The sequence below is a fragment of the Acinetobacter amyesii genome (assembly GCF_002018365.1).
Classification (GTDB): domain Bacteria; phylum Pseudomonadota; class Gammaproteobacteria; order Pseudomonadales; family Moraxellaceae; genus Acinetobacter; species Acinetobacter amyesii.
Genome location: NZ_MVKX01000007.1, coordinates 133,800 through 152,957, shown reverse-complemented (window position 1 = coordinate 152,957; position 19,158 = coordinate 133,800). Strand labels below are relative to the sequence as shown.

At 36.1% G+C, this 19,158-nt stretch carries 21 protein-coding genes; 7 read left to right on the top strand and 14 right to left on the bottom strand.

What is annotated here, in order from left to right; genetic code table 11:
- Positions 1-75 precede the first annotated feature (75 nt).
- The 3 genes from B1202_RS11840 to B1202_RS11830 all read right to left on the bottom strand — a co-directional run bounded on the left by B1202_RS11840 (position 76) and on the right by B1202_RS11830 (position 1,378).
- Positions 76-309, bottom strand: coding sequence for a DUF2171 domain-containing protein (locus B1202_RS11840; RefSeq protein WP_078190806.1), 234 nt, complete (start codon positions 307-309; stop codon positions 76-78).
- 175 nt (positions 310-484) lie between these two features.
- Complete coding sequence (locus B1202_RS11835) at positions 485-1,045, bottom strand: lipocalin family protein (RefSeq protein WP_078190805.1); 561 nt, start codon at positions 1,043-1,045, stop codon at positions 485-487.
- A 111-nt stretch (positions 1,046-1,156) separates the two neighbouring features.
- The gene (locus B1202_RS11830; protein WP_078190804.1) at positions 1,157-1,378 is read right to left on the bottom strand and encodes an excalibur calcium-binding domain-containing protein; all 222 of its coding nucleotides are present in this window, start codon (positions 1,376-1,378) and stop codon (positions 1,157-1,159) included.
- Between the two features lie 185 nt (positions 1,379-1,563).
- Here B1202_RS11830 and B1202_RS11825 point away from each other — a divergent pair, with 185 nt between their 5' ends.
- Positions 1,564-3,129, top strand: a complete 1,566-nt coding sequence (locus B1202_RS11825; protein WP_078190803.1) for an AAA family ATPase — start codon at positions 1,564-1,566, stop codon at positions 3,127-3,129.
- Between the two features lie 12 nt (positions 3,130-3,141).
- Positions 3,142-4,251: a hypothetical protein gene (locus tag B1202_RS11820; RefSeq protein WP_078190802.1), complete on the top strand. Its 1,110-nt coding sequence runs from the start codon at positions 3,142-3,144 to the stop codon at positions 4,249-4,251.
- 49 nt (positions 4,252-4,300) lie between these two features.
- Here B1202_RS11820 and B1202_RS11815 read toward each other — a convergent pair whose 3' ends face one another.
- Together B1202_RS11815 and B1202_RS11810 are read right to left on the bottom strand one after the other, a co-directional pair.
- Entirely contained in the window at positions 4,301-5,224 is a 924-nt protein-coding gene (locus tag B1202_RS11815) for a hypothetical protein (RefSeq protein WP_078190801.1), read from the bottom strand.
- Positions 5,225-5,317: 93 nt separating this feature from the next.
- A complete protein-coding gene (locus B1202_RS11810) occupies positions 5,318-5,584 on the bottom strand; it encodes an Arc family DNA-binding protein (RefSeq protein WP_078190800.1) in 267 nt (88 codons plus the stop codon).
- Between the two features lie 111 nt (positions 5,585-5,695).
- Between B1202_RS11810 and B1202_RS16470 the strand changes: the two genes are divergently transcribed.
- Both B1202_RS16470 and B1202_RS11805 read left to right on the top strand, forming a co-directional pair.
- Complete coding sequence (locus B1202_RS16470) at positions 5,696-5,851, top strand: hypothetical protein (RefSeq protein ID WP_171262646.1); 156 nt, start codon at positions 5,696-5,698, stop codon at positions 5,849-5,851.
- 85 nt (positions 5,852-5,936) lie between these two features.
- Positions 5,937-6,785 (top strand): KilA-N domain-containing protein, encoded by an 849-nt coding sequence (locus B1202_RS11805; protein ID WP_078190799.1) that lies wholly within the window; start codon positions 5,937-5,939, stop codon positions 6,783-6,785.
- A gap of 42 nt (positions 6,786-6,827) precedes the next feature.
- On the opposite strand, the gene B1202_RS11800 is transcribed toward B1202_RS11805, so the two are convergent.
- From B1202_RS11800 to B1202_RS11780, 5 genes are all read right to left on the bottom strand, one after another.
- Positions 6,828-8,906, bottom strand: coding sequence for a catalase (locus tag B1202_RS11800; protein ID WP_078190798.1), 2,079 nt, complete (start codon positions 8,904-8,906; stop codon positions 6,828-6,830).
- Between the two features lie 126 nt (positions 8,907-9,032).
- Positions 9,033-9,728: a DUF421 domain-containing protein gene (locus tag B1202_RS11795; protein ID WP_078190797.1), complete on the bottom strand. Its 696-nt coding sequence runs from the start codon at positions 9,726-9,728 to the stop codon at positions 9,033-9,035.
- A 40-nt stretch (positions 9,729-9,768) separates the two neighbouring features.
- Positions 9,769-10,065, bottom strand: a complete 297-nt coding sequence (locus tag B1202_RS11790; RefSeq protein ID WP_078190796.1) for a hypothetical protein — start codon at positions 10,063-10,065, stop codon at positions 9,769-9,771.
- Between the two features lie 84 nt (positions 10,066-10,149).
- Positions 10,150-10,533, bottom strand: coding sequence for a hypothetical protein (locus tag B1202_RS16390; RefSeq protein ID WP_143221606.1), 384 nt, complete (start codon positions 10,531-10,533; stop codon positions 10,150-10,152).
- 189 nt (positions 10,534-10,722) lie between these two features.
- On the bottom strand, positions 10,723-11,196 hold the full coding sequence (locus B1202_RS11780) for a CinA family protein (protein WP_078190795.1): 474 nt from the start codon (positions 11,194-11,196) through the stop codon (positions 10,723-10,725).
- 248 nt (positions 11,197-11,444) lie between these two features.
- On the opposite strand from B1202_RS11780, the gene B1202_RS11775 reads away from it, so the two are divergent.
- Complete coding sequence (locus B1202_RS11775; protein WP_078190794.1) at positions 11,445-12,842, top strand: iron-containing redox enzyme family protein; 1,398 nt, start codon at positions 11,445-11,447, stop codon at positions 12,840-12,842.
- A 263-nt stretch (positions 12,843-13,105) separates the two neighbouring features.
- Entirely contained in the window at positions 13,106-14,266 is a 1,161-nt protein-coding gene (locus B1202_RS11770; RefSeq protein WP_078190867.1) for an MFS transporter, read from the top strand.
- A 24-nt stretch (positions 14,267-14,290) separates the two neighbouring features.
- Here the strand turns inward: B1202_RS11770 and B1202_RS11765 are convergent, their stop codons facing one another.
- Entirely contained in the window at positions 14,291-15,721 is a 1,431-nt protein-coding gene (locus B1202_RS11765) for a GGDEF domain-containing protein (protein WP_078190793.1), read from the bottom strand.
- A 251-nt stretch (positions 15,722-15,972) separates the two neighbouring features.
- Between B1202_RS11765 and B1202_RS11760 the strand changes: the two genes are divergently transcribed.
- The gene (locus tag B1202_RS11760; RefSeq protein WP_078190792.1) at positions 15,973-16,455 is read left to right on the top strand and encodes a hypothetical protein; all 483 of its coding nucleotides are present in this window, start codon (positions 15,973-15,975) and stop codon (positions 16,453-16,455) included.
- 71 nt (positions 16,456-16,526) lie between these two features.
- Here the strand turns inward: B1202_RS11760 and accC are convergent, their stop codons facing one another.
- From accC to aroQ, 3 genes are read right to left on the bottom strand one after another with little or no spacing between them, the layout of a single operon-like run.
- Entirely contained in the window at positions 16,527-17,888 is a 1,362-nt protein-coding gene (accC, locus tag B1202_RS11755; RefSeq protein WP_078190791.1) for an acetyl-CoA carboxylase biotin carboxylase subunit, read from the bottom strand.
- Positions 17,889-17,905: 17 nt separating this feature from the next.
- Positions 17,906-18,322: an acetyl-CoA carboxylase biotin carboxyl carrier protein gene (gene accB, locus B1202_RS11750; RefSeq protein WP_078190790.1), complete on the bottom strand. Its 417-nt coding sequence runs from the start codon at positions 18,320-18,322 to the stop codon at positions 17,906-17,908.
- 15 nt (positions 18,323-18,337) lie between these two features.
- On the bottom strand, positions 18,338-18,793 hold the full coding sequence (gene aroQ / locus B1202_RS11745) for a type II 3-dehydroquinate dehydratase (protein ID WP_078190789.1): 456 nt from the start codon (positions 18,791-18,793) through the stop codon (positions 18,338-18,340).
- Between the last annotated feature and the right edge of the window lie 365 nt (positions 18,794-19,158).

Sequence of the window (19,158 nt, the reverse complement as noted above, 5' to 3'; positions counted from 1 at the left end):
GACTAATATGCTCCAATGATTATTACAGCAGATATAAAAAAACCCTCACTAAGAGGGTTTTGTAGGATTGGGGTTTTAAGCTTCAACCCAAGTATCTTTAACTTCTTGAGAGTCTTTAGTCAGTACAATTTTATTGTCTGTAATTTCACCAACCCATGAAACTGGAATTAAGTGGTGATGGCCGTCACCATGTTTAGTCAGTTTAATTTGATCTGAACCTTGCAAGTGGTCTACTTCACCAACTTTAGTCCCACATGAAGCAATTACATCTGCATGGCTTTTAATATTTTCAACATTAATAGTAGTCATTAGAATATTTTCCTATTTCAATGTGAGTGAGCATTCAGCCTATCGTAAATAGACGCTGATATCAGGGTTTGAAATAGAAGGGATACAAAGGGCCTTATATTCTTACGTTCATGGCCAGATAAATTACATTGTATTATTTAGAAATAAGTCCCCATGATGGGGACTTATTGGAATATTACTTATGCTTAGTCTTAATCAGATCTGATAAATCAAAACCGATGGATTTTGCATAATCTAAGTATTCATCAACTGTGGCCTGGTCAGGGTTAGCAGTTCTGCTGAGTACCCAAAGATATTTTTTATTTGGTGACCCAACTAATGCAGTTTGATAGTCATCATCAATTTTTAGAACCCAATAATCACCACGGCCTACTGGCAACCAACGAATTGCTTTTGGTAAAAAGCTTACTTTAAGTTTCGAGTTAGCTGGCGCGTTCTGAACATATGCTTCACCAATTGATTGGTTAAGTTTGCCGTCTGCGCTATAGCAACTATTATCTACTTTCACGTTACCATTTTCATTTAAAGAATATTTCGCAGTGACGTTGTAATCACATTTGTTCTGGAAATATAGCGGCTTACGTGCAATTTCATGCCATGTACCAAGATATTTATTTAAATCTACCTTTGATACCGCTTGGACTTCCGTAGTGTTTGCATTTGCAGTTGAGAGCATTGAACCAGCAATAAGTACGGCACCACCAGCTAAAAGGAGCTTACGGGTTTTTGAATTCATGTTATAAGCCTGCTTTAATTTGAAAGTGAATTAATTACTATAAATTGGTTTTAAGCTCATTTTGTTTTTTTATGTATTAAGTATTTGATCTTTAATCATTGTTTAACTTTTCTACTTTTTCTTCTTTGGGTACTTCTTCCCATTTCCACCCGGCAGGCAATCGCAGGCCTGGCCATCGCCGTCGCGGTCTAAGCTTTTCCAGCCCGTTTGTCCTGATTTTTTTCTTTGTTCATACCATTTCTGTGCTTGCTGTTGAGTACTAAAGTCAGCGCACTTTTTTGCATAAACTTGGATGGAAGTGAACCCCAAAACTAAAATGAGTAGAAATTTCATAAATTATTTTAAAGTCAAAACATTAGCTGAAGTCTAACAACTCTCGACTTGTTTGCTCAACGAATCTAGTTAGAAAGTCGTATGAATAATGGTTTAGTTGACGAATCGTTGAATTACCCTGAATTTTTGGTTGACAGTTATAAATTTTACCAATATTTTACAATTTTATTTTTACATTAAATATTATGAACTTAGTTAAATCAATAAGGCTAAAAAACCTAAGAAGTTTGCGTGATACTGGTGACATTGAAATGAAACCTATCACTTTATTAGTTGGAAAAAATAGTGTTGGAAAAAGTACTTTTGCACGTACATTTCCTTTGATTCGCCAAAGTTGCGCTGAAGAAAAGCGAGCACCAATATTGTGGTACGGTAAACTTGTTGACTTTGGTGATTTTAAGACTGTTATAAATCGTTCAACTGAAGATAAATATATTGAGTTTTCATTTACTGTAGAAGGAAAAAATATAATTAGAAACTTGGAAAATAATCCTAGGCGTTCTAATAGATCAAATGAATATCCTGATATTAAATTGGCGTTAAGAGTTGAGGAGAGTGAAGGTAATACATTTGCATCATATCTGAAAGTTGAAATATTAGAACAAGAGTTTGAAATCAATATCGGAAAAGATGGTAAAGTCGAAAATATTAAGTTCAATAAAAATGTGTGGGATAAAGCATTTTGTAAAGAGAGATCAATTTGTTTTTTGGCGATGCAAAAGGATTTTCTTCCTTTTATTAGGGTTTATAATATTAGAGAAAAAGAATTATATTTAGATAGAGATATAATACAAAATTTATTGCTAAGTGATTTAAAGAAGATAATTAAGAATAATATTATAAAACCAGAAACTTTAAATAGAATAGTTAGGTTTATTCCTTTTGATAGAAAGGAAGTAATATATAACTACCTTCGTAATGAAACCCGACTAAAATCAGTCAAAAAAGCAGTGGAAGATCTTTCAGTTGATAGTGATATCTTTAATGATTTTTGTGCATTAGTCTATTTAAGCAAACTAGATGGTATTACTTATATTTTAGATGAACAATTATCTAGATATTTCAGTAATACTCATTATCTTGAACCTCTACGTGCAACAGCGCAACGATATTATCGCAGGCAGGAACTAGCAATTGATGAGATTGATTCCAAGGGTTCAAACATTGCAATGTTTGTTGATAGCTTGAATCAAGAAGAACTTAAAAGTTTAAAAGCTATGATGTCTACCCACTTTGGTATTGAGGTACAGCCTAGCCGAGATGAGGGGCATATTGCATTAACCTTATCACATACTAATAATATTTTTGATAAAGAAACAAACTTAGCTGATCTTGGTGTGGGGTATTCACAAATTTTGCCCTTTATTATTCAACTGTGGGCTGCAACAGAAAGAAAAAATAGGGGAAATAGAATTATTTCAAAGTTTTGGAATACAAGAAACTCTGGAAAATGTTTTATTATTGAGCAACCCGAGCTACATTTACATCCAGCCTATCAAGCACAAATTGCCGATGTAATTTCAAGCGTCTCAAATAAAAATGCTGATAATTTTAATATTATTATGGAAACACATAGTCCTCATTTAATTTATAGATTTGGTGAGCTAATTGAGGAGGGAGTGCTATCTCCAGATAATATACAAGTCTTAATTTTTAATGAAAAAGATGGTTATAGTGAAGTGGATACAGCTTATTTTGATGATGAAGGAACACTTAAAAATTGGCCTATTGGATTTTTTCAGTCATTGTAAAATAGGTTTTTTATGTATATTTATTTAGATGATGATTTGGCAGAATTAGATTTAAAAAATAACCCTAAACTTGCTTTGAAGTTGAGTTTATTAATCACTTCAGCTGTTCATGGTTGTAATTTGTTAAATGCTAAGAAAAAAACTTTTAAATCTTTAATTAATAGTGATGGGTTATCTGATATTGATAAAACTCATTTGGAGCAAATACTAAGATTTAATTTTGAATACACAGATTTTTTCGAGAAGTTGACATATAAAATTATTATCACTAATACTAAAGCATCAGTTTATAAGGATGAAGATAGTACTACATGGTATTTCCCTTTAGAAAAAATAGAGTATGGCTATTTAGATTCAGTTGAATTACTAGCAGAAGATTTAAGTGATGGAGAACTTTTATTATATGCAGTTAAGCATTATATAAAATTAAATTCAATTAAAAGATTGGGTTTTAATATAACGCCACGTAATGGTGGTGGAGCTAATATTGCTAAGAATTTTAAAAAGTCTCTCGAGCCTCAATCAAATTTTGTAATTGCCTTCTGTGATAGTGATAAATTTTCACCTCAAGCAAATTTTAGTGAAGTAACACAAAAGTGTCATGATATAGCTGATGAAGAAACTTCATTTGGCTGTTTTTTTCATACTGATGGCAGAGAAATTGAGAATGATATTCCATTACTCTTTATTGAGAACGGGCATCTTCAAGATCCAGCTGTATTAAAAAATATTAGTGAAATTTCCACCTTAAAAGGAAAATTAAAAACCCCATTTTTTAAATACGTTGATCTCAAAGAAGGTTTGAGTCCAAACTGGATTGCAAAACTAGGTAAAGGCTCTGATTGTAAGATTTTTTGGAATCGTGTAGTTGAAGAGTTAGATGCCTTAGATCCTAGCTTTATTAGTTCATATAAAAGTCCTCATAGATCACATCCGAACTTATTAATTTCCCAAATTTGTAGCAACATGGCAGTTAATGTACTTAAGTGGTTATCTCATGAATCTAAAAATCATCCAAAATCGCCTCATCAGCAATTGGATACTAGTGACGGATTGATTTGGTTAGATCATGGAAGAAAACTATTTGAATTAGGATGTGCTATGCCTAAAATTAGATTATAAATTGTATTTATCTTCTGGTTTACGAAAAAAGCACCTTAAGGTGCTTTTTTTAATCCGAATTTGGCCTATTTTTGATGATCAAATCATCTATTTTAAAGGTTTGAATATTTTTGTTTTTATTAACCAGTAAGCAGGATCCTTGCATACAAAAATCTGTCAAATGATAGTTCTTTAACTCAGGTTTGGTCTTTGAACTAACCAAAGGAAATATTGGTGCTGAATTCTCTTTTTGAGGTGAAAAAGTGTACACATAATTCAAATGAGCATCCTGATATCCACGGTTGATTGCTTTAGTCCCGCTTTTAAGCATCCACATGAGTAAAAGAAGAATAAGGAATATAAGCATAAAATACAGAACTGTTTTTAAAACATTTTGAGCCTCGGATGTTCGTTTATCGCGGCCATAAATTTGATATGAGATCGCATCGGTGGTCATATTTTGCTCAAACATTACGTGGTTTGTATACGTTTTCGAATCCTGGTTGAGTGTAATAATCCATTTTTTAAATTTCGCCCATTTTGAATTTTGTGTAGTTAAAAGAGAGGGTGTCGCCTGATTATTGGTTTCTACATTTTGAGGATTAAGGATCTGGAATTGCATGTAGAACTTAGAAATTTTACTTGCAATTAAGTTTTCTAAAAATGGGTTAAAGCGTTTAGATATAAGAAAATAAACAAGAATAATGAAGTTTGCACACCAAGCGCTTAATTTCGTAATGCCGAAATCCCATTGCTTTGAAGAAAATCCACTTAAAAAGGCTATGAAGACGAATGAGAGAGTTAAATATAATGTTCCCTCAAAAGAAATTAACAACCCTTGTATTATGGTAGCTATTAAAGGCAGCTCATATGGGGTAATTGGATAATTAAAGAAACTAGTGTAGCCATATTGATACCAGTAACCACACCAGTATAGATAGCCAGTAAAGAATGAAAGGATAACGGCTAAGTCAAAGTTAAAAGAAAATTTCATATTTTTATTAAGTAGTTAGGTTTTAGAAATTCCACAACCTCGGATTGAGGTTGTGGAAGAAGGCACCAGATATGATGCTAAGTCAGAACTGACTTACTTTTCTTGGTTTTTTTGATTCAATAGTTGATCCATGGTCGCTTGTATTTTTTGTAAATCCATTTTTATTTTTTCAGCTTCACTACCAAATAACAAAAACTTATCTTCAGAATGAGCTCGTGTGTAGTAACTCTCCTCCAATCTATGCACTATTTCAGCATTCATAGAGCGATTATTTTCTTTAGCGGAGGAGATAATTTTTTCACGAAATTCAGGTGTTACGCGAACCTTGAGGGTAACAACGCTGCTTTGATCTTCGCTCATAAAACACTGCCAAAAATAAAAATAATAATAACCCCATTATGGGTATTGACCAATAACCCCAAAGTGGGTACTATGATCTAACACCCCAAAATGGGGACTAGGGAGAATGCTGTGAAAGAAGAATTTGTTTACATAAAAGGTCGATTAGACAGCGATCTACACAAAGAACTTAAGCTGATTGCTAAAGAGGATAAGAGATCAATCGTTTATCTTATGAATGAAGCAGTCAAGTTACTGGTAGAAAAACATAAGAGTGCGAAAGCATGAAATCAACAGACACAAAAAAGCCCCTAGTAATCTTGGCGGATCAAGGAGCTTTCGTGTTGTTTAACCCAAACCAAGGATTAGAACTATGACCACTATACAACAAAATCTTTTAAACCCAAACAACCAACCTTTAGTTATTGGTGAATTTTCAATTCGTCAGGATGAAGATGGGCGTTATTGCTTGAATGATCTTCATAAAGCGAGTGGGTATGATAAGAAACACCAGCCTGCTTACTTTATTCGCAATCAGCAAACCAAAGACCTAATTGCTGAGATTGAAAATCCCTCAAATGGGGCATCTGCAAATTTGCAGATGCCCGCTGTTGGTAAAGTTAATGATGGCAAAAATAATGGTACATATGTAGTCAAAGAACTCGTTTATTCATACGCAATGTGGATTTTTGCAAAATTCCATTTAATGGTGATCCGCGCTTATGACGCAATGGTTATGCAATGGAAAATTAACGACCGCCAATCAATATCACCAGAGCAACAAGCCTTACTTCATGAAATCGTGTCCCGTCGATCTGAGGGTGAGCGCAAAATCTACGCTGAAATGTGGTCGCGTCATAACAAACACTTCCGTATCACACGTTATAGCGATCTGTTGGCCATTCATTTCCAAGATGCAGTGAATTACCTAGAAACTCTAGAAATTAAGTCAAAAGGCAGTATCTATATAGATGAAAAACAATCCCTAGAAATGCTGTGCGTACATGCTCGCTTCTTTCAAGCATGGTGGTACACACATAGCCCGGCATTGGCCAAACTAAACCCATTACTGGTGACTATGCTCAACGACAATATGTTTTCTATGAGCAGTGCTATTTCAGACGTGAGTAAAAAATGCGGATTCAAAATACCAAACTATGATTACGACCACATGTTTGAACTTCAGACACTACCACATGCAAGATACAGATTGTTGAAGTAATAAAAAACCGCCCAGAAGGGCGGTTTTTTATTCTTAGTTAAATTAAGCAGGAATAGAAGCAACTTTATCTTCACGATCCCAATATCGGTGATTCTGTATCGCTATTTTAAATTGATCACTGACATCTTTGAAACTTTGTGAAGTGAAAAGCGCAGCATCTTGAGTTAGATTAAGCTCTTTAATTAAAGCCTCTTTATCACCCAATAAAACTATAGGTTTAAGATGCTTAAAGGTTTCCAATACATAGTGTTTAGCTACACCATCATTCAAGAACTCATCTAAATTATCTCCATCAACAATAACGACAGCATCGTAGGTAACTGAAGGTTCGCCATTCTGACGTCCATCAACTGCAATTTCTTTACCATCGTTAGATTTCACCGGCGCGGCATTTGGCGCTAATACTTCTACTACAGCGCTTTCTGAATCGCCCCAAGTCTTAATTGCATCGATAGAGGATGCATTTGCACCGTTGTGTACCAACAGTGCAATTTTACGTTGCTTAATATCAGATGCAGGGTATGCCAATGTGCTTAAGTGATCAGATTTAGTGACGGTAGCTTTCTTAACCGAATTACTTTGCTTAGTCGGAGCATCTAACCCCAATTCATTTGCTACAAATTGAGCTAAATCCAAGTCAATATTTGCAAGCACCTCATTTACAACTCGCTCCCTAATTTCAATAGCTTTCACTTTTGAAAGTTCAAATGCATAGGCATCCTTTATATGTTGCTGTTCATGCTTAGCAAGACTTTGGTAATGCATGGTCGCTTGCGAGAAATGATCTGCGAAGCTTTCTGGTCGGATTCTTAACTTGCTGCCTTCGATTTGTTCAGGATGGGTTCGAAATGCGTGGGGATCATTAGTAGATTCTCTAGGCCAATTTTCATCTACAGAATTTGGTTCATAATTCGCTTTACCTTTATAGACTTCATGGTTTGCATATCCGCCACGTCGATTAGTATGGAAAGGGCAGACAGGCTTATTGATTGGAATTTGATTAAAGTTTGCTGTTCCTAAGCGGTGCAGATGTGTATCTGTATAGCTGAACAAACGACCCTGTAGTAAAGGATCATTACTAAAATCAATTCCTGAAACGATATTGGCTGGACTAAAAGCAACTTGCTCTGTTTCAGCAAAGAAATCATCTGTATTGCGATTTAGAGTAAATTTACCTAGTGGGGTAATAGGTACGAGCTCTTCAGGTACCAATTTTGTAGCATCTAATACATCAAAGTCCCATTGAGCCGCTTGTTCTTCAGTAAAGATCTGTGCCCCTAATTCCCACTCTGGATAATTTCCACGTTCAATGGCATCCCATAGATCGCGGCGGTGGAAGTCGGGATCTTTACCATTAAGCTTTAAGGCCTCATCCCAAACGACTTGGGCTACACCTTGTTTTGGTGTCCAGTGGAATTTAACTAAATGCGCCTGATTTTCTTTATTGATTAATCTGAAGGTATGTACACCAAAACCTTGAATCGATCGTAAATTTCTAGGAATAGCACGATCTGACATCACCCAAGTTGTCATGTGAGAGGCTTCGGTATTTAAAGAAATGAAATCCCAAAACGTATCATGCGCTGATTGACCTGTTGGAACTTCATTCGGATCTTCAGGCTTTACAGCGTGGACAAAGTCAGGGAACTTGATTGCGTCCTGAATAAAAAATACAGGAATGTTATTGCCGACTAAATCGTAGTTTCCATCTTCGGTATAAAACTTAATGGAAAACCCGCGTACATCACGGACTACATCAGCTGATCCGCGTCCACCTTGTACTGTAGAAATCCTGACAAAGATTGGTGTTGGATTTTGAGTGTTAGTCAAAAATTTAGCCTTAGTCCATTTTTCGTTGCCTTCATAAGCTTCAAAATAACCATGCGCTCCAACACCACGAGCATGCACTACACGCTCAGGGATACGTTCACGGTCAAAATGAATTAACTTATCTCGTAAGAGAAAATCTTCTAATAGAGTAGGGCCAGTCTGATTTATCTTTAAACTATTTTGATTGTCGGCTACAGGTACACCCAAAGATGAGGTCAGTGTTTTACCTTTAGGATCTACATATGCCTCTTTTTCAAACTGATCAATTTTAGGATTATTTGATTTTTTCATGAGCTACATCCCTTTGTCTGATGTTATTTAGTACATGTGCTAGATAAGGTTTTGCTATTGCATAAAGCTAATATAGACAATAAAGATGCTTGGCAAATTTAAAGTAAAAAATTGTCTATTTTGTGTTCAATCTGAGGGTTGAATAGAGTTGCTTTCACAATAAAAAGCAGATTCAGCCCAGCGCTCACATTTGCAGCGGGGGCATTGAGCATTTAGAGAACTAATAAATTGTGTTTGACCACACAGCATGCATGAATAGTATGTTTTAGAATCAAAACGCTTTGCTTTTTGGTAGTGATCAGGAAAAATTGGTAGTCCCCATTTAATATTATCTTTGGCATAAGGAATCACACTTAGACACCCATCTGTTTCAAGTAATGCTGATTTGACTTGCCCTAAGTGTTCTATTTTGTTTTGCCTTAACTCAGCAAAAAATTCGTCATATGAATATTTTTCCTGTTTGATATCTTCAACAATCAATAAGCCTTCTTTGACGATATACATTGGCCTACCTTCTAACATTGTTTCAAAAGTATCTGATTTCATGATTAGATACGTTGTAAATCTATATAGAAGAATAATGACTGCAAACACAATGAGTGCTTGTACGATGGGGATATCATCATTAAACATGGGATCGCCAGCTGCAGAACCCAAACTTAAGATAATAGCTAACTCGAATAATGAAAGTTGCCTGACACCTCTTTTACCTGAAAATCTTAAAAATATAATAATTAAGATAAACATAATGATGCATCGGAAAATAATTTCCAATGCAAAATTAAAAGAGGTGTCATGCAGAATTATTTTTATAAAGTCCATGTTTAATACATTTTAGTAATTCTAATTTTTAAACAATGATTTAAATTTTATCCCAAGCATCCTTAATAGCATGCTTAGCATGTTCCCATTTCAAACGGGAATCTGCTTTAAACTCTTCCCATTTGGTTTGTAAATCCGGCTCAGAATCTTCGAAACGCGCATTCTCACCGTATAAATTACGTTCGCGCTCACCAAGCTCATAAGCTGACCTTAGATCACGGTCATAGTCAATATCGGGTACTTCTCGTTGAAGATCGCCATAGTACGGTCTATTGGAGTAATCCGTACGCCAGTCATGATGTATTGGATGTTCATTTTGATGGTCGTTCATAGTAATAACTCCGATAAATTATTTAATAAATTGCAAAAGTAGTGATCCCTGGGCTACTTCTGCAAATAAAAATTACTGTTGTTACTTTGACTATTGCTCTTGCTGTTCATTCTGCTGACGTTGTTGATCAGACTGCTGGTTTTGTTGATGTTGGGGTTGCTGCTGTTGTTGCTGACCATTCTGTTGACGTTGTTGATCAGACTGTTGGTTTTGTTGATGTTGGGGTTGCTGCTGCTGTTGCTGACCATTTTGCTGACGCTGTTGATCAGACTGTTGGTTTTGTTGATGTTGGGGTTGCTGCTGTTGCTGACCATTCTGTTGACGTTGTTGATCAGACTGCTGGTTTTGTTGATGTTGGGGTTGCTGCTGCTGTTGCTGACCATTCTGTTGACGTTGTTGATCAGACTGCTGATTTTGTTGGTGCAGCGGCTTTTGAGTGTTGTTGTTCTCTTGATCTTGGTTATAAATAGACATAATACTGTTCCTTCAAAGATTGATTAGATAATCTACTCAATTACAGTAGATCATTTATTAGTAACATGAATATTATTAATTTAAATATTTAAGATGTTACATAATCTTTATTAGGTTTCACTGTGTTTAAAAGTAAATTATTGGGTACTGTTTTATATGGATAAATGGGTTTTATTTAATTACATGAAGCTAACAATAATAATTTTTTAATATTTTTGAAAGTGATTTCATAATAGCTTTATATAGAATTTTTAATTTTTTAGTAGGTTTTCCTTTAGTTGTAATTTTGAAGTTATAGAAGTCTTTTTTAAAGTAGATGCAATAGAAAAAAGTACCTACAGGTTTATATTTGTTTTCAGATCCTCCACGCTTTAAAAGCCCAGTGCAAGAAATATAAATATCTGATTTAAAAAGTTTTTTACCATTCACTATCAATTGTGTGGTGACTTGTTGAGACTCAGCCGTATATTTTCTTATAAGTGATTGTTTTATATTTAAAATACGCTTCTTAAATCGTAAGTCATAACTAACAATAGAGCCATCAAGAAGTACCCCAGAGTTTTTATCTTGTGAAATTCTATATGCTAAATATCCAGCACTAGCACTTTCAAATAGCGTTATTGATAGGGATTTTTTAGAAATAAAGTCAAAAAGTGATTTCATATAAATTATCCTATAAATATTTTATATTAGAATCATAATTGATATTTAAATATGAATATGTGAATTAAATCACATCATAAAAAATTGTTACTTTTTACCAATTGGTTAAAAACAATGCTAAGAATATGTTTTATATATTAAAATTTTTAAAATATTACATTGTGTTAAATTTCATTAAAAAAAATTAACAAATACTCTAATTTTCTGATTTATGGTTGAGAAGAATCATTTACCGCGAGAGAATTATAATGCCTACAGCAGTAAAAGAAAGAATCTTAAACTTAATAACCAAAGATCATCAGAAATATTTTGAAATCGTTGAGTTCTTCTTAGACTCATCAATACCGGTTTCAGCCAAAGAATTAAAAGCTTTTAATGTTTTAGAAAATGAAATAAAAACTCTCGACCATATCAGTGACATGCCAGATGAACTAGACCATCTTGTCGATTGGATTCATCATAATAACCGCACACAGTGTGAATATTATAAAGAATACCTAGATAGACGAAAGCAAGGTGGAGGAAGAGAGTATTTTTCATCAGTTAGTAAAGCTTATGAGTTTTTATACAAGGTTGCACCCACAAAAAAAGTGGATGGTTCATGGCTGTACAGCTTTACTCAGTATTGGAATGATCCAGTATTTAGGGATTTTATCCAGATATATTTAGAGGAACTTGGTCTCGGTTCAGAAAAAGCCAATCACGTGCGAATGTATGACAACCTACTATTGGCACATGGTTTGAATCAACTTTCTTTAAACTTATCAGATGCTTATTACCATCAAGCAGCAATACAGCTTGCGCTTGCCTATGCACCTTCAGAGTTTATACCAGAGATAGCAGGTTTTAATTTAGGCTATGAACAACTTCCTTTACATTTGCTAATTAGCAATTACGAGTTAAAAGAACTTGGAATTGATGCACACTATTTTAATGTTCATATCACGATAGATAATTTTGATAATGGGCATGCGCAGCTTGCAACCAATGCCATTAAAAAACTTTCTACAAGGTACAGATCTAAAGAAGAGTTCATTCGTAAACTCAAAATCGGGTTTCTCCTAAATAACAAGGGAATGAGTTCAGTTCAGATAATTAAAAATTTAAGCACTGAAAAGATGGTGCTTGAAATATTTAAGAAAAAAGCAATCGTTGGTAAACACATGCATAGCAATAAGTGCATGTTTAATAATAAAACAACGAATGAATGGTTGTCTGAAGATGACAGTGTTGAAGAGTTTATTTTTGAACTTGTTCGTATGGGGTGGATAAAACTGAATCAACCACCTGAAGAAAGTAGATTTTGGCAGATGATTCACGACGAAGAGGGAAAAATGTTTGGGGTGTTTAGTGCTGTTGAAAAGACTTTTATCTATGATTGGATTGCTGGCAAATCAATAGATCCTAAGCAAAACCAAGTGAATAATGAGTTTGTGAAAAACTTCCTAGAGACCAATTCATTTAGTTATTTAGCCAACCATGAAATGGCTGAGCTTAAGAAACAATATGATGGAAGTACGAATACCGGATACAAGATCAACAAACTTCTAAAGTATTTAGCACCTCATATGCATCATCAAGAAATTGGGTTATGGAGTACCCAGCGTATCGTAGAGAGTTTATTTCCATCTCTAGCCCGCCAATAAAATAAATACTCCAAAAGATTTATAACTTTCATCGTCAAAAAATAACCGCCTTCGGGCGGTTTTTCTTTTATGCAAAAAACAATGATAAAATAGTGAAAATTAATGAGTTTTTAAAGCAGTCTACAAAAAATCAAAAAAAATATTTTTTTGCAATTTGTAGACTCATTTGTAGACTGTTGAGCTACAAATACAGCCAAATGAGTGCAATCTTATACAACCATTAAATTATTTAAGTGTTTGAAAATACAAGTGAATACAACCAAATGCAATCAATTCCAATCCAAACAAAACTAGGTGGATTCTACTTTTTCTATTATTCAATAGTGGGTACATTCATGCCGTATTGGAGTTTGTATTTAGAGGATCAAGGGTTTAACTATCAAGAAATTGGTGTTTTATCTTCGATTGCAATTGTGACACGTTTTTTTGCCCCATTTATTTGGGGTTGGATTGCAGATAAATCCGGCAAGCGCATGCTTTTAGTCCGAATTGCAACATGGATGGAAGCCTGTATTTGGTTTCTGATTTTTATAATTCCCAACAGTTTTCAGTCTGTTGCATTACTCATGCTGGTATTCAGTTTCTTTCAAAATGCCATATTGGCTCAGTTTGAAGGGGTAACTTTATTTTGGTTAGCTGAGCGTCGTGCAGAACTTTATGGAAAAGTCAGAAAATGGGGCTCAGTTGGTTTCATTGTTGGGGTATTTGGAATAGGGGCTTTGCTAGAAATAATACCTGTTTCAATGCTGCCTATCATGTTGTTATGCATTGCATTTCTCACATTTATTTGGTCATTTACGATTAAAGAGCCTGCTACTGCACCATCTTCACAGAAAAAACTTGAACCACTTTGGCCTATCTTAAAACGACCAGTTGTAGCGAGTTTTTTTATCATTGAATTTTTTCTGCTCTTTTCGCATGCGCCGTTTTATAGTTTTTATAGTAACTACCTTAAGCAAGCTGATTTTTCGACGAGCCAAATCGGTTTTTTATGGTCTGTCGGAGTCATTGCAGAAATCATTATGTTTGCCTATGCCAATGTCTTTTTTAATCGATATTCTTGGCGAAACTTAGTGCTCATTTGTCTGGGGTTAACAGGGATGCGATGGTTGATAGTTGGCTTATATCCGACAGTGTTTATCACTCAATTTGCTGCGCAAACGATTCATGCCTTTAGTTTTGGATTATTCCACTTAATCGCGATGCGAATCATTTTTCAAAATTTTACCGCAAGTCAACAAGGGCGTGGTCAAGCGCTATACAGTACCATGTGGGGCTTAGGTGTTGCGAGTGGCAGTATTTTAGCAGGCCGATATTGGGACACGCTTTCGGGACCCGTTATTTTTATGATCGCAGGACTGGCTGTTGTACCTGCCATGTTTTTGGTCGTGGGTTTGCCTAAAACGATTCAAAAGCCAGCTTGAAACAATTCAGTATTTTGATAAGTCTCAATGAACTAAAATCACCTGATTACGGCCGAGCTCTTTAGCTTGATATAAGGCCTGATCGGCTTGGTTAATCATACTTTGCAAACTTGGAGCATTGGGCAAAGACTGATGAATCAGACCAATACTCACCGTAATATAAATCGTATTTTGTTCATCAATGATGATAGGCGTAGTTTCAACGACTTTTCGGATGCGTTCAGCAATACCTTGAGCTTCAGTTGCTGCAATGTTCGTGAGTAATACACTAAACTCTTCGCCACCAATACGTGCAAATAAATCTGTTTCACGTAAATTCTTACGCACAACACTCGAAAACTCTTGTAAAACTTGGTCACCGACATAATGCCCATATTGATCATTCAATTTTTTAAAATGATCAATATCCATCATGATAATGGAAAAGTTAAGCTGAATTTGGTTTTGTAGGTAAAGCTCACCTTGCTCGAAAAAATATCGACGATTCATCGCATGCGTTAAACTATCATGATTTGCAAGGTATAAAACCTCTTTATATAGCTCGTGCCGATTTCGGCTAATAATACAAAGAATCAACGGCGACAGAATCAGCATGGCTAGGCCAATACGGACTGAAATTGCTGTCGATAAATAGGCAAGCGAAGAATCGTGTAAATAGAACGCATTTAAATTGTAATAGGTCGCTAAAATTACCACGGCATTAATTAGGGATAAGGTAAATAATCGATAGGTTAATGCTGCCCAAATTAGAGCCGCTAAAGGGTAGAGAATTGCCCCTGAGCCTGTAGAAACTGCTGTTAAAAATACACAGAAGACAACTGCAATTGCCGGAAATATTTTATTGATCTGAAAGCTTTGATGACGTCGATCTTTGAAATAAAGTTTAAGATCGGCCAGTTTAGGAAAAGACAGAATAAGCGGTAATATAATCAGCGCATTTAAAATTTCGGTAATCCACCACATACCAAAATCAATCGATAATCGATCGGTCGACATAAACGTATTGGGTATATAAGGCACGGTGAAAATAGCAAAAAGAGCACCCGCAAGACATCCACCGCAGGCGATGATGACAATCATGGTCAGAAAGGTGAAACCTTTATTATAGTTTTGATAGTTCACCTGAAAATATCGCATAAAAAATAGCGATACCATGCTGTTGGTTAAATTCGAAAAAGTGAGAAATAGGGTGAGTTGGAAATAATTGCCTGTCACTAAATCTGCGAGCATATAGCCGGTAAATGCACCTAACCATCCCCCCAGATTACTGAGTTTGGGAAACCTTAAGAATATTGCTAACAACACTGCATTCGCAGGCCAAAAAATCGCTAAATAGCTTAATGGGCGGCTGAAAATACCGACTAAGCAGCAGCAAAAAATAACTGCAGCGACTATGACAAAAGCCATGCTGTGGCGTGTATTAAGCGGAGCAAGACTATTCGAATGCAGTTTCATTAGCTTATGTAAGCCTAGGTTAAATATGGGAGAATTCGTTTTTTTCGTATATTAAACGATAAAAAAGATTTTATATTATTTTATTGTAAAAAGTGTGATTTGTTTGGCATTTAGCTGATTTGTAGTTTCGTTAACAGAGATTGATTTTCTGGATAAAGATGAAAAATGATTGTTATGAAAATGTGATAAACCGCGGATTTGTAAAAAAATGTGTTACTTTAAGAGCATGATTTATATGACTGATTAAATGTATGAAAATAGCATATCTTACAGTTTTACTCATGTTGAGTTCATCGTTGGTGATGGCGGCAGATAATAAGAATACAACTCAAAATTCAGAGGCTAAAAATCAAGTTGAAGCGGTGAATAGCTTTAGGGTGACAACACGTTCTGAATTGGTTGGCTTATGGGGCATGGAAATTCCGACCAATAAAAAGTGCGTCGAATATTATAATTTTAAGAGTAATAATGATGTTGTGATCAAAAGCGGTGAAGAGTGGTCATCAGGGGTGTATGACTATCAACCTGCGCAAGATCCGAATGTGCAAATTCCAGCACTGATTTTGCAAGTGAAATATGACAATAATCAGATGGATTGTTCGGGCAATATTCAAGATCAAACCGGCGAGATTTCACAGTACTTTGTAAAGTGGAAAAGTCCATCGGTTATAAATTTCTGTGCCAATGATCAGGCTCAGCAGTGTTTTGCGACATTGCGTCGAGTTTTGCCTTAAGCATGATTATAGACCTTTTATTATGAAAATAAAAAACCACTCATTTGAGTGGTTTTTTTGACGCTGAAGATTTATTTATCTTCATGTCCTTCGACTTTCTTTAATAGATGCTTTTCAAGATAGTGAATATCCATTGCTTGTTCGCAGAAATTTTTATCTTGAAGAATCAAATCTTTATGTAGCGGAATATTGGTTTTCACGCCAGTTAAGATAATCTCTTCTAGAGCTTGTTTCATGCGCGCAATAGAGGTGTCACGGTCTTTACCATGCGCAATGAGTTTTGCAATCATTGAATCATAGTATGGTGGGATGCTATATCCTTGATAGATATGAGAATCTAGTCGGATACCTGCGCCACCCGGTGCATAGAAATGGTCGATTTTACCCGGTGAAGGCATAAATGTAGATGGATCTTCTGCATTAATACGACATTCAATCGCATGACCTTTAAGTTGAATATCTTCTTGTTGAAGATCCAAACCTAAGCCAGCAGCAATGCGTAATTGTTGCTCGATAATATCTACACCAGTAACTTGCTCAGTAACAGGATGTTCTACTTGTACACGAGTATTCATTTCAATAAAGAAGAATTCACCTTCTTCAAATAAGAACTCGAATGTACCCGCACCACGGTATTGCATTAATTTACAAGCATTTACACATGCTTCAAGAATATGCGCACGTGCTTCTTCAGGTAAACCCGGAGCAGGCGCTTCTTCAAGCACTTTTTGATGGCGACGTTGCAAAGAACAGTCACGATCATAAAGGTGAATTGCATGGCCATTACCATCTGCAAGAACTTGCACTTCGACATGGCGTGGCTTTTGAAGGAAACGTTCCATATAAACGGTATCGTCACCAAACCACATTTCCGCATCACGTTGAGCAGCTTGTACAGATTCGAGTAGCGTGTCTACACGTTCAACGATACGCATACCACGACCACCACCACCTGAGGCAGCTTTTACGATCAATGGGAAGCCAATTTCTTTGGCTTCTGCCAATGCATTGTGAATCGTTACAGCATGGTCACAACCCGGAACAGTCGGTACACCAGCTTTTTTCATGGCAATAATGGCAGAAACTTTGTTCCCCATTAAGCGAATGTGTTCAGGACGCGGACCAATAAAGATAAAACCTGAGTTTTCTACAATTTCAGCAAACTCAGCGTTTTCAGATAAGAAACCATAACCTGGATGGATGGCATCTGCACCGGTGATTTCAGCCGCTGTAATAATGGCAGGGATATTAAGATAACTTTCGCTGCTGGCACCTGGTCCAATACACACGGCTTCGTCACAGAAGCGTAAATGCATTAGGTCTTTGTCGGCATCGGAATAAATCCCTACGGTTTTAATTCCTAAAGTTTTGCAAGCGCGGGTGATGCGGAGCGCAATCTCACCACGGTTTGCAATTAAAACTTTTTGCAACATTGTGATTCCCCGTGGTCTTAAGCGCGATAGCGGAATAATGGTTGACCGAATTGGATCACTTCGCCATTTTTAACCAAAATTTCTTCAATCACACCGCTTTGAGTTGCTTCAATTGGGTTCATGATTTTCATTGCTTCGATGATACCGAGTGTTTCACCAGCAGATACAGTTTGACCAACTTTCACAAATGGTGCTTCACCTGGATTTGGCGCAGCATAGAACACACCAACCATAGGAGACGGCTCAACAGCACCACGTGGTGAACGAGGTGCAGCAGGCGCAGCGGCAGGAGCAGCCATAGCAGGCGCAGCGGCAGCAACAACTGGATTGCGACGAGTTAGAGCGATAGATTGATCGCCTTCTTTAACTTCAATCGCCTGTAAGTCAGATTCAATCATCAAATCGATGAGTTTCTTGATTTTACGGATATCCATGAACAGTATTCCTAATTAAGATTGAGAAGTTGGTTGAATTTTTTCGATGGCGAAGTCTAGTGCTGCGGCATAACCTTTTGCACCTAAACCACAAATAACGCCAACGGCTTTATCAGATAGATAGGAGTGATGTCTAAATGCTTCGCGAGCGTGGACATTTGATAGATGTACTTCGATAAACGGAATGGCTACACCAAGAAGGGCATCACGCACAGCAACCGAAGTATGTGTCAGGGCTGCTGGGTTAATAATGATGAATTGAACACCTTCTTGTTGCGCTTGATGAATTCGGTCGACGACAGCACCTTCCCAATTACTTTGGAAAGTGTCGAGAGAAATGGAAGCGTTTTGAGCCTGTGAAATCAGTTTTTGGTTGATATCTTCGAGTGTTAGATAGCCATAAACTTCGGGTTCACGTTTTCCCAGTAAGTTGAGATTCGGTCCATGAATGACCAAAATGGTCGAGCTCATTCAGCTTGCTCCAATAAAAAGTTGCAAATTTACTTTGCAAGATACCTGCAAAGTTTGCTCATTATGGCATAAAATTCCACATTTTTTTTATAATTTCTTTGAATTGACGTGAAAAGCATGTGCCGAGATTGGGCTATATAATGCGAACTTTGCAAAGAATTGGCAATGTTAAAAGATTACATTTTTATCGTTATATTGTAGGACATCATTTTAAACCCAATTGGCTAAAACTGTTGATATCTTTTGTGTAAACTTGCTTTATCGTGGTGCATACGTTTAGCAATAATCAGTGCGAATGATCTTAAAGGTGAGATGGCTTGTGTATCCACCTTATAGATCGTCAGTTGAACAGCCTACTCATGCAT

Bases quoted from the DNA above. Each gene is read 5' to 3' on its own strand.
- B1202_RS11840 (WP_078190806.1), bottom strand. From the start codon at position 309: ATGACTACTATTAATGTTGAAAATATTAAAAGCCATGCAGATGTAATT.
- B1202_RS11835 (WP_078190805.1), bottom strand. From the start codon at position 1,045: ATGAATTCAAAAACCCGTAAGCTCCTTTTAGCTGGTGGTGCCGTACTT.
- B1202_RS11830 (WP_078190804.1), bottom strand. From the start codon at position 1,378: ATGAAATTTCTACTCATTTTAGTTTTGGGGTTCACTTCCATCCAAGTT.
- B1202_RS11825 (WP_078190803.1), top strand. From the start codon at position 1,564: ATGAACTTAGTTAAATCAATAAGGCTAAAAAACCTAAGAAGTTTGCGT.
- B1202_RS11820 (WP_078190802.1), top strand. From the start codon at position 3,142: ATGTATATTTATTTAGATGATGATTTGGCAGAATTAGATTTAAAAAAT.
- B1202_RS11815 (WP_078190801.1), bottom strand. From the start codon at position 5,224: ATGAAATTTTCTTTTAACTTTGACTTAGCCGTTATCCTTTCATTCTTT.
- B1202_RS11810 (WP_078190800.1), bottom strand. From the start codon at position 5,584: ATGAGCGAAGATCAAAGCAGCGTTGTTACCCTCAAGGTTCGCGTAACA.
- B1202_RS11805 (WP_078190799.1), top strand. From the start codon at position 5,937: ATGACCACTATACAACAAAATCTTTTAAACCCAAACAACCAACCTTTA.
- B1202_RS11800 (WP_078190798.1), bottom strand. From the start codon at position 8,906: ATGAAAAAATCAAATAATCCTAAAATTGATCAGTTTGAAAAAGAGGCA.
- B1202_RS11795 (WP_078190797.1), bottom strand. From the start codon at position 9,728: ATGGACTTTATAAAAATAATTCTGCATGACACCTCTTTTAATTTTGCA.
- B1202_RS16390 (WP_143221606.1), bottom strand. From the start codon at position 10,533: ATGTCTATTTATAACCAAGATCAAGAGAACAACAACACTCAAAAGCCG.
- B1202_RS11780 (WP_078190795.1), bottom strand. From the start codon at position 11,196: ATGAAATCACTTTTTGACTTTATTTCTAAAAAATCCCTATCAATAACG.
- B1202_RS11775 (WP_078190794.1), top strand. From the start codon at position 11,445: ATGCCTACAGCAGTAAAAGAAAGAATCTTAAACTTAATAACCAAAGAT.
- B1202_RS11770 (WP_078190867.1), top strand. From the start codon at position 13,106: ATGCAATCAATTCCAATCCAAACAAAACTAGGTGGATTCTACTTTTTC.
- B1202_RS11765 (WP_078190793.1), bottom strand. From the start codon at position 15,721: ATGAAACTGCATTCGAATAGTCTTGCTCCGCTTAATACACGCCACAGC.
- B1202_RS11760 (WP_078190792.1), top strand. From the start codon at position 15,973: ATGAAAATAGCATATCTTACAGTTTTACTCATGTTGAGTTCATCGTTG.
- accC (WP_078190791.1), bottom strand. From the start codon at position 17,888: ATGTTGCAAAAAGTTTTAATTGCAAACCGTGGTGAGATTGCGCTCCGC.
- accB (WP_078190790.1), bottom strand. From the start codon at position 18,322: ATGGATATCCGTAAAATCAAGAAACTCATCGATTTGATGATTGAATCT.
- aroQ (WP_078190789.1), bottom strand. From the start codon at position 18,793: ATGAGCTCGACCATTTTGGTCATTCATGGACCGAATCTCAACTTACTG.